Source organism: Nonomuraea purpurea (genome assembly GCF_042650645.1).
GTDB lineage: Bacteria > Actinomycetota > Actinomycetes > Streptosporangiales > Streptosporangiaceae > Nonomuraea > Nonomuraea purpurea.
Genome location: NZ_JBHSBI010000045.1, coordinates 1 through 13,372, shown reverse-complemented (window position 1 = coordinate 13,372; position 13,372 = coordinate 1). Strand labels below are relative to the sequence as shown.

General features: G+C 68.9%; 10 protein-coding genes and 1 pseudogene. 4 read left to right on the top strand and 7 right to left on the bottom strand.

The annotated features are described in order from the left end of the window. Window positions 1–70 precede the first annotated feature (70 nt). The gene (locus ACFOY2_RS50175) at window positions 71–829 is read left to right on the top strand and encodes a hypothetical protein (RefSeq protein ID WP_379535269.1); all 759 of its coding nucleotides are present in this window, start codon (window positions 71–73) and stop codon (window positions 827–829) included. 108 nt (window positions 830–937) lie between these two features. Here ACFOY2_RS50175 and ACFOY2_RS50170 read toward each other — a convergent pair whose 3' ends face one another. The 3 genes from ACFOY2_RS50170 to ACFOY2_RS50160 all read right to left on the bottom strand — a co-directional run bounded on the left by ACFOY2_RS50170 (window position 938) and on the right by ACFOY2_RS50160 (window position 5,326). Beyond that, complete coding sequence (locus ACFOY2_RS50170; protein WP_379535268.1) at window positions 938–2,554, bottom strand: HoxN/HupN/NixA family nickel/cobalt transporter; 1,617 nt, start codon at window positions 2,552–2,554, stop codon at window positions 938–940. Next, window positions 2,551–3,750: a tetratricopeptide repeat protein gene (locus ACFOY2_RS50165; RefSeq protein ID WP_379535267.1), complete on the bottom strand. Its 1,200-nt coding sequence runs from the start codon at window positions 3,748–3,750 to the stop codon at window positions 2,551–2,553. The genes ACFOY2_RS50170 and ACFOY2_RS50165 overlap by 4 nt, the downstream gene beginning before the upstream one ends. A gap of 214 nt (window positions 3,751–3,964) precedes the next feature. Further along, complete coding sequence (locus tag ACFOY2_RS50160; RefSeq protein ID WP_379535266.1) at window positions 3,965–5,326, bottom strand: DUF4331 domain-containing protein; 1,362 nt, start codon at window positions 5,324–5,326, stop codon at window positions 3,965–3,967. 222 nt (window positions 5,327–5,548) lie between these two features. On the opposite strand from ACFOY2_RS50160, the gene ACFOY2_RS50155 reads away from it, so the two are divergent. From ACFOY2_RS50155 to ACFOY2_RS50145, 3 genes are all read left to right on the top strand, one after another. Then, on the top strand, window positions 5,549–7,255 hold the full coding sequence (locus ACFOY2_RS50155; RefSeq protein WP_379535265.1) for an ABC transporter ATP-binding protein: 1,707 nt from the start codon (window positions 5,549–5,551) through the stop codon (window positions 7,253–7,255). A 54-nt stretch (window positions 7,256–7,309) separates the two neighbouring features. Then, window positions 7,310–8,956, top strand: a complete 1,647-nt coding sequence (gene hutU / locus ACFOY2_RS50150) for a urocanate hydratase (protein WP_379535264.1) — start codon at window positions 7,310–7,312, stop codon at window positions 8,954–8,956. Window positions 8,957–9,024: 68 nt separating this feature from the next. After that, complete coding sequence (locus tag ACFOY2_RS50145; protein ID WP_379535263.1) at window positions 9,025–9,864, top strand: MurR/RpiR family transcriptional regulator; 840 nt, start codon at window positions 9,025–9,027, stop codon at window positions 9,862–9,864. A gap of 14 nt (window positions 9,865–9,878) precedes the next feature. Here the strand turns inward: ACFOY2_RS50145 and ACFOY2_RS50140 are convergent, their stop codons facing one another. The 4 genes and pseudogenes from ACFOY2_RS50140 to ACFOY2_RS50125 form a co-directional block, all read right to left on the bottom strand. Then, window positions 9,879–10,607, bottom strand: a complete 729-nt coding sequence (locus ACFOY2_RS50140) for an AAA family ATPase (RefSeq protein WP_379535262.1) — start codon at window positions 10,605–10,607, stop codon at window positions 9,879–9,881. 2 nt (window positions 10,608–10,609) lie between these two features. Continuing rightward, window positions 10,610–11,455 (bottom strand): aminoglycoside phosphotransferase, encoded by an 846-nt coding sequence (locus tag ACFOY2_RS50135; protein WP_379535261.1) that lies wholly within the window; start codon window positions 11,453–11,455, stop codon window positions 10,610–10,612. A gap of 12 nt (window positions 11,456–11,467) precedes the next feature. Then, window positions 11,468–12,427 carry a radical SAM protein gene (locus ACFOY2_RS50130; RefSeq protein WP_379535260.1) on the bottom strand — a complete coding sequence of 320 codons (960 nt, stop codon included), beginning with the start codon at window positions 12,425–12,427 and terminating at the stop codon, window positions 11,468–11,470. A gap of 538 nt (window positions 12,428–12,965) precedes the next feature. Then, a pseudogene (locus tag ACFOY2_RS50125) lies at window positions 12,966–13,372 on the bottom strand (hypothetical protein); the annotation flags it as partial.

Genomic DNA, 13,372 nt, shown 5'->3' with positions numbered 1-13,372 from the left:
ATGTACGACCGCGGTGCTCCCGGCAAGTGAGCTAGAACGGGCAGGCGACTCGTACCATCTCATTAAGGTCATGGGGAGCTGGTTCGACAACACCATCATCGCCACAGGACGGCTGCCGCTGTTCTGTTACTTCGTCACGCTCATCGCCGCCTTCATCGCCACCCGCATCAACGTGCGGCTGATCAGGGCGAAGGTCGGCTGGTTCCGCAACGTGAGCGTGGGCGAGATGCACATCCACCACGTCGTGTTCGGCGTCGTGCTGATGCTGGTGGGCGGCGTCGCCGGGCTCATCGTGTCGTCCACGGCCTCGCAGGCCGGCTACGCCATCGCCGCCTGCGTCTTCGGCATCGGCTCCGCGCTCGTGCTGGACGAGTTCGCGCTGATTCTGCACCTGCACGACGTGTACTGGGAGGAGGAGGGACGCACCTCGGTGGACGCCGTCTTCATCGCCGTCGCCGTCACCGGCCTGCTCCTCATCGGCCTGCGGCCCCTCACCTGGGACTACGGCACCCCGGTCAACCCTGCCGCGCTCATCGTCGCCAACCTCGCGCTGGCCGTCGTCACCCTGCTCAAAGGCAAGATCTGGACGGGGATGGCGGGGCTGTTCGTGCCGCCGATGCTGGTGGTGGGCGCGCTACGGCTGGCGCGGCCCGGCTCGCCGTGGGCCCGCTGGTTCTTCGCGCAGCGCTCGCCACGCAAGATGGCCAGGGCCATTCACCGCGAGGAGCGGTGGCGGCGGCCCGTGATCAGGGCGAAGATCGCCTTCCAGGAGTTCCTGTCAGGACGCCATGATCTGCCTTCCACGCGACGCGGACGTCGGCATACTTGAGTTTCGGCGCCGCCGACTATGACGATCCGGATTTCCCGGAGATCGACTGATCTGTCACCCGTGCGGGCAGGGGCGGAGCGGGCTCGGTGAAGTGGCCGGGCGGACGCGTCAGAGTGCGGCCGCCGCGCGCAGGGCCAGGCCCGCGCCCAGCAGCACGACCATCGCGGCGGTCCCCATCGGGGCCAGGCCCGACACCCGGGCGGCCAGGCGGCGGCCGGCGCAGGCGCGCCGATCCAGGCGGTCCACGAGCTTGACCAGGAGCAGGCCCGTGACCGTGAGGGTGGCCGCCATGCCGACGCCGTAGGCGGTGACCAGCGCCACCCCGAACCACGTCCGGCCCAAGGCGATGGCTCCGAGCAGGACGACCAGGGCCGAAGGACTCGGAACAAGCCCACCCGCGACCCCGAGGCCGACCAGCCCCGCCCGCTTGCCCTCACGCCAATGATCCCCGTTCCCGTTCCCACGCCCGTGCCCACGCCCGTTCCCACGCCCGTGCCCATGCCCGTGGCCGTGCCCGTGCCGGTTCCCATGCCCATGCCCGTGGCCGTGGTCGTGCCCGTGCTCGTGCAGGTTCTCGTGCTCGTGCAGGTTCCCGTGCTTGTGGCTGTGCCCATGGCCGTGCTCGTGTTCGTGGCTGTGGTTGGGGCGGGCGTTCAGGAGGAGACGGAGGCCGATGACGGCGATCATTGCGCCGCTGGCCACCCCCAGCCAGGCCAGCACCGACTCCCCGGCCAGCGCCGTGAACGCGCTCAGCAGCAGCCCCACCACCAGCACCCCGACCGTGTGCGTGGCCGTCACCGTGGCGCCCACGACGAGCGCATCCCTGGGCCGGCCGCGCCGCCCTGCCAGGTACGCAGCCATGATCGTCTTGCCGTGCCCGGGGATCAGGGCGTGCCCGGCCCCGAGCGCCACGGCCAGTCCGACCGCCAGCAGCCCGAGCGGCGCCGTCAGCGAGTCCGACCCGACCAGCCCCATGAACGTCCGGTCCAGGGCAGCCAGCGCATCCCCGACCGGCCCGCCGACCCCGAGCCCGCCTGATCCGAGCTTTCCTGATCCGACGCCGCCTGATCCGAGGCCGTCTGATCCGAGGCCGCTTGGCCCGAGGCTGCCGGTGTTCGTGTTGTCGGTGGTTTCGCCTGGCGCCGGGGTCGACCCCACGGTCATCGTGGCGGTGCGCTGGTTGAGCGGGTCGGTCAGCAGGTCGTTCGGGTACGCCCGCAGTTCACGGCTGACGCTCGTGGCGGGCACCGAGGAGCGCGTCAGCCGGACCCCGTCCCCGACGGCGGTGATCTCCCGCCAGCCGATCCTGTCCTGTTCGAACCCGTCGGCGAACTCCACCGCCCCCGAGGGACGGACTTCGGCGACGAGCCAGCAGGTCAGGCGGCTGGTCTGGAGACCGCCCTGGCCGGGCGCGTAGGCGAGCTCCGAGCTCGTCACCCGCCACGGCACGACCTCCCCGGCGACCTTGAGTTGCTGGGCGGCGGCCAGGGCGGCGCAGCGGCCGGCCGCGTACCCGGCGTTCACCTGCGGCTTGGCCTGCAGGGTCGGCAGCTCGGCCAGGTCCACGATGGCGAGGTTGCCCACGTGGGCGGGGGCGATACGCAGGCCGTTGTAGTGGTTGACGGTGAAGTCGCCGAGCGGGTGCGCCTGGGCCGCGCCGGCCAAAACGGTGCCGACCAGGAGCGACATCAGCAGGCCCGCCGCGACGGAGACCAGCCTTTTCATGAGAACCTCGCCAACGCGGACAGAGACGGATCGAAGGTGGAGTCGACGCGCGTCGGACGGCCGAGGGCCCGCTCGATCGTGGCGCGGTGGTAGGCCGGCAGCGGATTCCGCCAGCCGGTGGCGGTGGCCTGCCGCGCGTACGGCAGCGCCTCCTCCGGCCTGCCCGCCTTGTACAGCGCCCAGGCCAGGGCGTCGGCGGCGACGAGGTTCCTGTTGCGGGCGTACTCGGCCCTGGCGTGTTTCACGGCCGCCGCCGGGTCGCCGTGGTCGGCCTCGAACTCCGCCCACGTCAGGTCGTCCCGCACCCCGGCGGCCTCGAACAGCTTGCGCTGGGCCTTGAGCAGCGTCCAGTCGGCTTTCTCGCCCGCCTTGAGCCGGGTCTCGCCCTGTTCGATGAGGTACTGGGGGAGCGGGAGGCGTTCGACCACGCTGTCGTAGAGGTCGAGCGCCTCGGAGAGCCGGCCGTCGAGCGCGGCGGTCCTGGCCTGGCCGGCGAGGGCCGGGGTGTAGGCGGGGTAGGCGCGCAGGGCCTTGGCGTACCAGTCGGCGGCCTTGGCCAGGTCGCCCGAGTGGAGGGCGAGCTCGCCCAGGTAGTAGCGGACGTAGGCGGTGTCGGCGGGGGAGAAGGCGTCCTCGTGGGCCAGTTCCAGGTACCTGCGGGCCCCGTCCCTGTCGCCCCGGAGTTCGGCCGCGTACGAGGCGCGGGCGAACGCGGCAACCCCGGGGCGCAGGCCCATCATCGTGTCCACGGCCCGCTGCGCCGCGCCCAGCTCGCCGAGCTGCGTCTTCGCGTCGGCCAGCACGCCGTAGGCGGCGGCGCCGTACGGGTTGGCGTCGATGGCCCGCTCGGCCAGGCGGGCCGCGGCGGCGAACTCGTGGCGGCCGGCGGCCAGCGCCGCCTGGCCGGTGACCACCAGGTCGTCGCCGGAGCGCAGCTTGGCGGCCGTCGCCAGCGCGCCTTCCGCCTTGCCGTAGTACGAGGGGTCGCCGGTGACTCTGGCCTGGTCGACGTACTGGGTGGCGAGCTGGGCCCAGCCTCGGTAGTCGCCGGGCAGCCGCTTGAGCCGCGCCTGCAGCGTCTCGGTGACGGGCCGCTCGGCCGCGGGCCCCGGCGTGGGGGCTGCTGATGAGAAGAAGATCGTGTAGACCACGGCCCCGACGAGGGCGAGTCCGGCGAACAACGCGAACGAACGCATGTCAAAGGCTCCAGAGCTGGATGCGGGGGCCGGCCGGCCGCGACGGGGAGCACGGCCGACCGGCCCTCCTGGTGGGCGGCAGACGATGGGAGACGGGTGGTCTGCCGCCGGGGCGGACCTGGCCGGTTGGAGAGGGGCCGGCTGGTCGTGGTCGCCAGTGCTGGTTCACCGCGACGCTCCGTGCGAACGGACTATGGCGCTCCGTGCGAACGGACTACGACGTTGCCGGGAGCGGGATGTACGGGAACGAGCGCAGGAAGGGTTTGTCGTTCGCGTCCACCTTGTCCGTCAGTCCCGGCACGAGCTTGCCGGTCATCGCGGCGCCGGCCACGGCCTGCAGCGCGATGTCCACGACGTCGTCCGACAGACGGCGGCCGTTCGGGAACCCCTGCAGGTCACCGGCCAGCACGCCCAGCCTGTTCGGGTCCTTCGCGGGCGGGATCGACATGTTCAGCCGCAACATCTCGGCGGGCCGCAACTTGCCGGCGTCCTTGTTGAGCACCTGCGAGTTCAGATCGGCCTTGATCGGGCCGTTCCGCTTGGCGATGCCGGTCAGGAAGATCTCGACCAGGTCGTCGCGCGGGGTCGCGGGCGCCTTGATGCCGTAGACGGCCTCAAGCAGCCTGGCCACCTCTGGATCGGTGACCCGCTTGACCAGGGCCGCCACGTCGGCGTCCTTCGACGGGTCCAGCGCGTTGTAGGCGTCCTTGAGCCCGGCGGGTGCGACGACCTCGTTGACCAGCGGGTTGCACAGGCGGGATACCTGCACGTAGGACCTGCCGTTGAACTTGTCGGTGGTCGAGCAGACGCCGATCACGGGGTTGCGCTTCGGGTCGCCCTTGAGTGCGACCTCGGACTGCGGCACCTGCAGGGCCACGGTGTTGACGTTGTAGCCCTTGGCGGTGTCCTGGCCGACCTCGGACAGGTTTCCGCCGTAGAGCAGGTCGAACACGCGCAGGTCCAGGAAGAACGCCTCGTCCGACTGGCCGGCGAACGTCTTGCCGCCGCCGGGCAGGCTCTTGATGGACTGGGCGCGCAGGTTGCCGTAGTTGGGCATGGAGGCGGCGCCGACGTTGCTGGGGGCGACGATGCCGTCGCCGACCAGCGTCTTGGCGCCGCCCGGGGTGATCCGCCTGAGCGTGTAGCGCTGCCGGAAGAGCAGGTTGGGGTCGTCGAGCGAGGTGACGGGGCCGTTGTTGTACAGGAACGTGGTGTTGCCGCGTTTGTCCTCGTTGCGGAACGTCCACTCGTAGGTGATGTCGGTCTTGGCGTCACCGTTGTTGTCGATCTTTATGTTGTAACGCGACCTGGTGGCGAACGGGTAGAAGTTCGGGCCGCCGTTGGGCTCCTCGAACGGGATCCAGTTCGCCAGCAGGGTCACGGTGCCGGCCTTGTCGGGGCTCACGAACGCGTACACGTCCGTGTTGTCGTGCTGGGGGTCCCCCGAGATCATGGGTGCCTCGCGGTGCGAGGAAGCGATGCCGGAGTCGGTGCGGAGCACGGCCGACGACGACACGGCGACCGCCGCGGCGAGGCCGAGTCCGACGAGAGCGCGCCGGTTGATCCGGAGCTCCATCTTCGGTCCTTTCTGAAGGGCTGATCGTGACTGAGGTTCCGGCCGGGGTTCCTCGACGCCCTATTCGTCCGAACGGCGCCCGCGGATGTCCTCCTCCTCAAGAAGGAGGGTCAACCAAAGTTGACATACTTAGGTCGTCAATTTAGGTTGACCCTGTCGTGCGGTGTGGAACGCGCACGTTCGTTCGTTGCACGATCCAGAAATGTCGTGAAAGGAGATGCGGTGATCAAGGAGTTGCTCGCCTACATCCGTCCGCACAGGAAGATCCTCGTCCTGGGCGGGCTGCTGGGCTTGATCGGCTCGGCGGCGGGCCTCGCGATGCCGTTGCTGGCCAAATACGTGGTGGACGCGTTCGGCCAGGACCAGTCGATGGCCGGCCCGCTGCTCGGGTTAACCGTGGCCGTGCTGGTCGGCGCCGTCGTGTCGGCCGGAGGAAGCTACCTGATGGAGCGCACCGGCGAGGGCATCGTGCTCGGCGCCCGGCGCAAGCTCGTCGACCGGATGTTGCGTCTCAAGGTGGCCGACGTGGACCGGCTCAAGCCGGGAGACCTGCTCTCGCGGGTCACCGGCGACACCACGTTGCTGCGTCAGGTGCTGACCAACGGCATCGTCGACTCGATCAGCTCGGCGTTCATGCTGGTGGGGGCCATCATCATGATGGCGACCATGGACGGCGTGCTGCTGCTGGTCACACTGCTCGTGGTCGTGGTGATCGGCGGGCTGGTCGCGCTCATCATGCCGAAGATCCAGCGGGCGCAACTGGCCGCGCAGGAGGCCGTGGGCGAGATGGGCGCGGTGCTGGACCGGGCGCTGCAGGCGTACAGGACGGTAAAGGCGAGCGGCGCGGAGGAGCGGGAGATCGCCGTGGTCGGCGTCGCGGCCACGCGCGCCCGCGACCGGGGCCTGCAGGTCGCGGGATGGTCGTCGCTCGCGGGGGTGGCGACGTGGATGGCGGTGCAGATCGCGTTCCTGGCCGTGCTGGCGGTCGGCGGCGCCAGGGTCGCCTCGGGCACGCTGGACGTCTCGTCGATGATCGCGTTCCTGCTGTACCTGTTCTACCTGGTGCCGCCGATCGGGCAGCTCGTCCAGGGCGGGGTCCAGCTCCAGAACGGCCTGGCCGCGCTGAAGCGGATCAAGGAGATCGAGAACCTGCCCGCCGAGCCGGTCGGCGCCCCGGCCGCGAACACCGCCGAGCCGGTCGGCATCACGTTCGAGGATGTGGTCTTCAGGTACGGCGACGACCGGCCGCTCGTGCACGACGGGGTCAGCTTCGCGGTTCCGCCCGGCGGGCTGACCGCGCTGGTGGGGCCGTCGGGGGCGGGCAAGTCCACGGTCTTCGGGCTGATCGAGCGCTTCTACGACCACCAGAGCGGCACGATCACGGTCGGCGGCCGGGACATCCGCGAGTGGTCCCTGACCGAGCTGCGAGCCGCGCTCGGCTACGTCGAGCAGGACGCGCCCGTGCTGGCCGGCACCCTGCGGGAGAACCTGATGTTCGCCGCCCAGGACGCCACCGAGGAGGACCTGCTGCGTGCCGTGGCCCGCACACGCCTCGACGACCTGGTGGCCAGGCTCCCCGAGGGGCTGGAGACGCCGGTCGGGCACCGGGGCGTGCTGCTGTCGGGCGGTGAGCGCCAGCGCGTGGCCATCGCCAGGGCGCTGCTGCGCAAGCCCAGGCTGCTGCTGCTCGACGAGGCCACCTCGCAGCTCGACGCGGTCAACGAGCTGCGGCTGCGCGAGGTCATCGCCGAGGTCGCGGCCGAGACGACCGTGCTGGTCATCGCGCACCGGCTGTCCACGGTGACCAACGCCGACCGCATCGTCGTCATGGACGCGGGCGGCGTGCGGGCGGTCGGCCGGCACGACGAACTGGTCGGCGAGGACGAGCTCTACCGGGAGCTGGCGGCCACGCAGTTCCTCGTCAGTTGAGGCGTTGTAGTCTGCGGGTGACATGGATGAATGTTGTCATTCAGGAGGGTCACGATGAGCCGCAGCGTGCGCGCGCCGCGAGGCACGACGATCACCGCCAAGGGATGGCCGCAGGAGGCGGCGCTCCGGATGCTCCAGAACAACCTGGACCCGGAGGTCGCCGAGCACCCCGAGCAGCTCGTCGTCTACGGCGGCTCGGGCCGGGCGGCACGTGACTGGGCCTCCTTCGACGCGCTGGTCAGGACGCTCACCACGCTGGAGGGCGACGAGACCCTCCTGGTGCAGTCGGGGCGGCCCGTGGGCGTGTTCCGCACCCACGAGTGGGCGCCCCGGGTGCTCATCGCCAACTCCAACCTGGTGCCCGACTGGGCGAACTGGGAGGAGTTCCGGCGCCTGGAGGCGGCCGGGCTCACCATGTACGGGCAGATGACGGCCGGCTCCTGGATCTACATCGGCACCCAGGGCATCCTGCAGGGCACCTACGAGACGTTCGCGGCGGTGGCGGCCCGCTTCGGCGGGTCGCTGGCCGGGACGATCACGCTGACGGCCGGGCTCGGCGGCATGGGCGGGGCCCAGCCCCTGGCCGTCACCATGAACGGCGGCGTGGTCATCTGCGTCGACTGCGACCCCCGCTCGGTCACCCGCCGCATCGAGCACCGCTACCTCGACGTGCGGGCCGAGTCGGTGGACGAGGCGCTGCGGCTGGCCTACGAGGCCCGCGACGCCCGCCGTCCCCTGTCGATCGGCGTCGTCGGCAACGCCGCCGAGGTCGTGCCCGCGCTGCTGGCCAGGGGCGCCGAGATCGACATCGTCACCGACCAGACCTCCGCGCACGACCCGCTGATGTACCTGCCGCTCGGCGTCGCCTTCGAGGACATGGAGCGCGAGCGCGACAAGGACCCGGCCGCTTTCACCGAGCGGGCCAGGGCCTCCATGGCGCGGCACGTCGAGGCGATGGTCGGGTTCAAGGACGCGGGGGCGGAGGTCTTCGACTACGGCAACTCCATCAGGGGCGAGGCGCGGCTGGCCGGATACGCCCGCGCCTTCGACTTCCCCGGGTTCGTGCCCGCCTACATCAGGCCGCTGTTCTGCGAGGGCAAGGGGCCGTTCCGGTGGGCCGCGCTGAGCGGAGACCCGGCTGACATCGCCGCGACCGACCGGGCCATCCTCGAACTCTTCCCCGAGAACGAGGCCCTGGCCAGGTGGATCAGGAAGGCCGGGGAGAAGGTGCACTTCCAGGGGCTGCCGGCGCGCATCTGCTGGCTCGGCTACGGCGAGCGGAACCTCGCGGGGGAGCGGTTCAACGACATGGTCGCCTCGGGCGAGCTCCAGGCCCCCATCGTGATCGGGCGGGACCACCTCGACAGCGGCTCGGTGGCCTCCCCGTACCGCGAGACCGAGTCCATGGCCGACGGGTCCGACGCGATCGCCGACTGGCCGCTGCTGAACGCCATGCTCAACACCGCCTCGGGCGCGGCGTGGGTGTCGATCCACCACGGCGGCGGCGTCGGCATCGGCCGCTCCATCCACGCCGGTCAGGTCACGGTGGCCGACGGCACCGCGCTGGCGCGGGAGAAGCTGAACAGGGTGCTCACCAACGACCCGGGCACGGGCGTCATGCGGCACGTGGACGCCGGCTACGAGCGGGCCGCCGACGTGGCGGCCGAGCGCGGCGTGCGTATCCCCATGCGGGAGTCCTGACCGGGGGTTTCGGGTGGCCGCCGGCGGTCGCGGGATGAGAATGCCCGGCGGACATTGTTGGAGGTGGCGTGGCGGACGGATATCACGGTGGGCATCGGCTGAGCGTGCTGCTGGATGGCCGGAGGTTGTCGCCCGTGCAGCGCAGGATCGCGCACTACCTCGGCGAACATCTCGATGAGGCCATCTTCCTGTCGAGCGTGGAGCTGGCCGAGCGGGCGGGCGTCAGCCAGCCGTCGGTGACGCGGTTCGCCATGGTGCTGGGGTTCGCGGGCTATCCGGAGCTGCGGCAGGCGCTGCGGCCGATCGTGCTGGGCGGCGCGGTGGAGCAGCCCCAGGAGAGCCTGCTGCGCGGGGCGATCGACTGCGAGATCCGCAATCTCGCCCTGGTGCGGGAGCGGCTGTCGGCGTTCCCGCTCAAGGACCTGGGTGAGCAACTCGCCGCCACCGAGCCGCTGCCCGTGGTGGGGCTGCGGGTCTCCTGCGGGCTGGCCACCACCTTCGCCTACTACGCCCGCCGCATCCATCCCGACGTGCGGCTGCTCACGCACGGGGGCTCCGAGCTGGTCGACGGGCTGCACGCGGCCCGGCGGGCGGGCGCGGAGTGGGTGGTGGCCGTGGTTCTGCCGAGATATCCGGTGGAAGCCGTACAAGCACTGGAGTACGCCGAAAAATTGGGACTTCGGGTGGCAGCTATAACGGATAAATCCGATTTCCCTGCTGAAATCGTCCTGGACGCGCCCGTCGGCGACCGCCTCGTCTTCGACTCGCACGCGGCGCCGCTGGCGCTGGCCATGGCCCTGGTGGAGGCCATGGCCGACGCCGCGCCGCTACGCACGCAAGCCCGCCTGGACGAGTACGAGCGGATGACCGACGAAACCGGCACGTTCCTCACCAGCGATCCGGCGTAGACGCCCCGTGCGTGTCAGTCGCTCTCCACGACGTACCGCAGATAGAAGTCCGGCTTGGCGAGAAAGCGCCGCCAGTCGTCGACCAACTGGAGTTTCTCCCACTCGGTGGTCCGGATGCCATGCTCGCCCAGTTCGATGATCTGCGCTCCTGGAAGGCTGGCCAGGATCGGCGAGTGGGTGGCGCAGATGACCTGGCCGCCTTCGCGCGAGACGCGGTGCATGAGACCGATCAGGCGAAGACAAGACTGGAATGACAGGGCTGCTTCGGGTTCGTCCATCAGATAAAGTCCCGGCCCGGACACCATGCGATCGAGAACCGTGAAGAACCCTTCGCCGTGTGACTGCTCCGTGAGGTCGTCCTCCCAGAATCCATGCATGCCGGACACGTTCTGTCCCAGGTTGAAGAGCGTTTCGGCACGGAGGAAGAATCCCCGCCGCTTGCGCCGGGGACCGCGAAGGAGTTCAAGCCCCATCGCGGTGAGTTCGACGTCAAGCACTTCTCCCAGCGGAGAGGGCGCCCCCGTCGATGCGTATTTTGTACCGGCCTTACCACCTTCGGAGTTGATGCCGCAGACGTCGGCGATGGCCTCTACCAAGGTGGACTTCCCTGATCCGTTTTCACCCACCAGAAACGAAACCCGGTGGGAGAAGGTCAGCCCATATGTCGCAAGATGGCGAACCAGAGGGAGCGCGGCAGACCAGTCAGTTGGGAGACGGGAAACTTCAAGTTGCGTCAGCAGCACGTCTACCGCCTTTCCGCCACGTCGAGAAGCTTATGCGTGTGTTTCCGGACCGGATGTTGCAGCTCGGCATAATCGTCTACGCGATGCGCACGCCCGAGGATATGGGCCGCGGCGCTGAGCTGCGCAACCTGTCCGCCAGGAGCGTCGAGCAGGTCCGCGAACACCTCGTGGACCTTCGCGGCCGTCTCGGGCACGAGCAGACTGTGGCAGTAGAGCAGCGCCGCCCCGTACCCGGCCGGGGCGGCCCCCCAGTACTCCCAGTCCAATATCCACAGGCGTGGAGTGGTCAGGTTGGCCCAATGGAGATCAGTGTGCTCGGTACGCAGGACCGGACGGGGGAGATCCAGACGGCGAGCGTACAAGTCCTCCAGTTCCCGCACCACTGCATCAGGGTCGTGTTCACCCCTGGCGGTACTTTGCGCGGCGAGTTGGTCAAGTGCCGCGCGGAGATCCTGCCACCAGGTCTCGGGAGCGATGAAGGGCTCCAGCAGTTCAGACGTGGGAGAGCACGGCTTGTCCGGAACATAGGTCATCAGCTCGGCGTACATGCCAACCGGCGGTTCTTGCCACTCCACCCGCGCGAGGAGTTCCGGTTTCGGGACACCGGTGATCCCTGCCGCATCGCGGTTACCCGTCCACGGTTCCCCTTGAGCCCAGTCCTGATGCTCTGCGGTGGTCCGGAGCCAGAATCGGCCGCCATGGGTGGTGACGACCGATCCGATGGTTCGGTCTCGCCAGCCGAACACCACATCACCGACAGGGACGACGCCCAGCCGCGTCGCCCCCTCCCGGAGAAGGCGACGTAGGAACGCGCGTTGCCCGTCAGGCTCGTGATGTTCAGCGGTCACGCAAGGATCTTCCTATTTCTTGGGTCGGCACTGATTCGGCTTGCAACTCCTATCAGGGTCGCACAGCCGTTTGTCGGGGTTACACGACCCATAGGAAGGGCTGCATCCTTTGCGTGGGTTGCACGGTGTCCGATATTGCGGCTGGCAGGCGGGGCCACACGACGGCCCGCACTTGGGGTTGCACTCGTCCGGCGCGCACTTGGCCCGAACTTCGAACGTTTCCCGAAGCTGGCCCGTGATCTCCGCGAAGCGCCGACTGACAAGGATGTCTGCGAAAGAGGTCTCCCGAACGTTGCCCATCGGCAACCAACGGGAGAAGACACACGGCCAGACCTCTCCCGTGGGCGAGATGGCGATCTGTCGGTCCCCGCAGTTGCCGCAGAGTTGATCGACGCCCGGTCCGTTCTCCCGGACGCCGCGCCCGACTTCCCGAAGGTCGTCGTATCCGATGTCGGCGATGCCCACTTGTTCAAGCAGGCCGATTGCCTGCTGGCTACGCTGCTCCTCGAGTATGCCGATCACTCCGGCGCGGATGGGTATGCCCAGCTCATGAGCACGGGTGATGTTCTTCGTGGTGACCTTGAAGGAGGGACGCTTGGTGATCGCCTCGTGCTCTTCGGGCTGATCGGAGTAGTAGGAGGTGGCCAGCCGCACCCCTGGTAGTCGGAATAGGTCCCACAACTCCGGCGTGACGTGGACGAGATTGGTGTAAATCTCGACTTGCATGCCGCTATCGAGGGCATACCGGACGAGGCGGGGCAACGCCGGGTGCAGCGTCGGCTCGCCCCCAATGAATTGTCCCAGTGTCGCGCCCGCTTCGCTGCTTTGAGTGATGACGCGCTGCCAGTCGGAGACAGTCATGGTTCCGTGCGTTCCGTCGGGACCTGACGATGCATAGCAGTGATCGCAGGAAAGCTGACACTTACCCGTGATCTCCCACCATACGAAGTCGAGAAGCTTGCCTTCTTGCACGATGCCTCCTTGGAGTTCTAACAGCCCCGGACAGGACCGCAGCTCTTTGTGATCGTGAAGCTCCTTCAGGCATCTCGAACGATGGATGCTCCCGTGCCGCAGCCTCATACGGTTCGAGGGGCAGAACCTGATGCATCTACGACCGTACTGACCGGCCTGGACCTTCTCCCACGTGTCCACCGGAAATCGAAATTGGGTGGGTGGCAACGCGGGCGCTCGACCCTGTACCAGTAGAGGAGCATCAACCGCGTTGCCACCCGCAAGGATGCGATGATGCGGGCGGCAGTTGGCGTCCCCGCGACGCCCCAAAGGGGGACGCCATCACATCACCACACCCCGTCTCATTCGCCGTACGATCACATCAGGCTCCGCGCTCGGGCGGATCATGGGTCCTGGCTCGGAGCGTTCCACACTCCCTTCTCGTAGTGCGATGTCGGCGGGCTGACGTGAGGCCCGCCGCATCCATGCGGTCTGTCAGCGCGACTGCGCCATCTGGCTGCCTCGGGCTGCTCGTGCGGCGGAAACCACCACATCCAGCTCACGCCCCGATCTCTCGCATCAGAACATTGCTGGTCGCCTCGCACAGATGCGCGGCGTTTATCACTGTGGGGAACTCCGCCCAGACCGTGAGGTGCCGCGAGCGGCCCAACTGGCGCAGCCCCCAGGCGGTCGAGATCTGCTCCACCAGCCTCAGGCCCCGCCCACGAGAATCCAGGCCATCGGACAAGCGCGGACGCGGAATGGTGTCCGCCCCGTCATCGGTCACCTCGATCCGAGCCAAGTCAGTGCCGACGCCGACAACATCCACCACGACGAGACCGCCACCGAGACCGGAAGCTGTGTGCTGAAGTACCGGTAGGCCACTGGCGAGGTGTCTGCTGGTGCAGGTCCTTTTCCAGTGGCCCCCGGCCCGAACCCGCCGTGCACCTTTCAATGCAGCGGGCT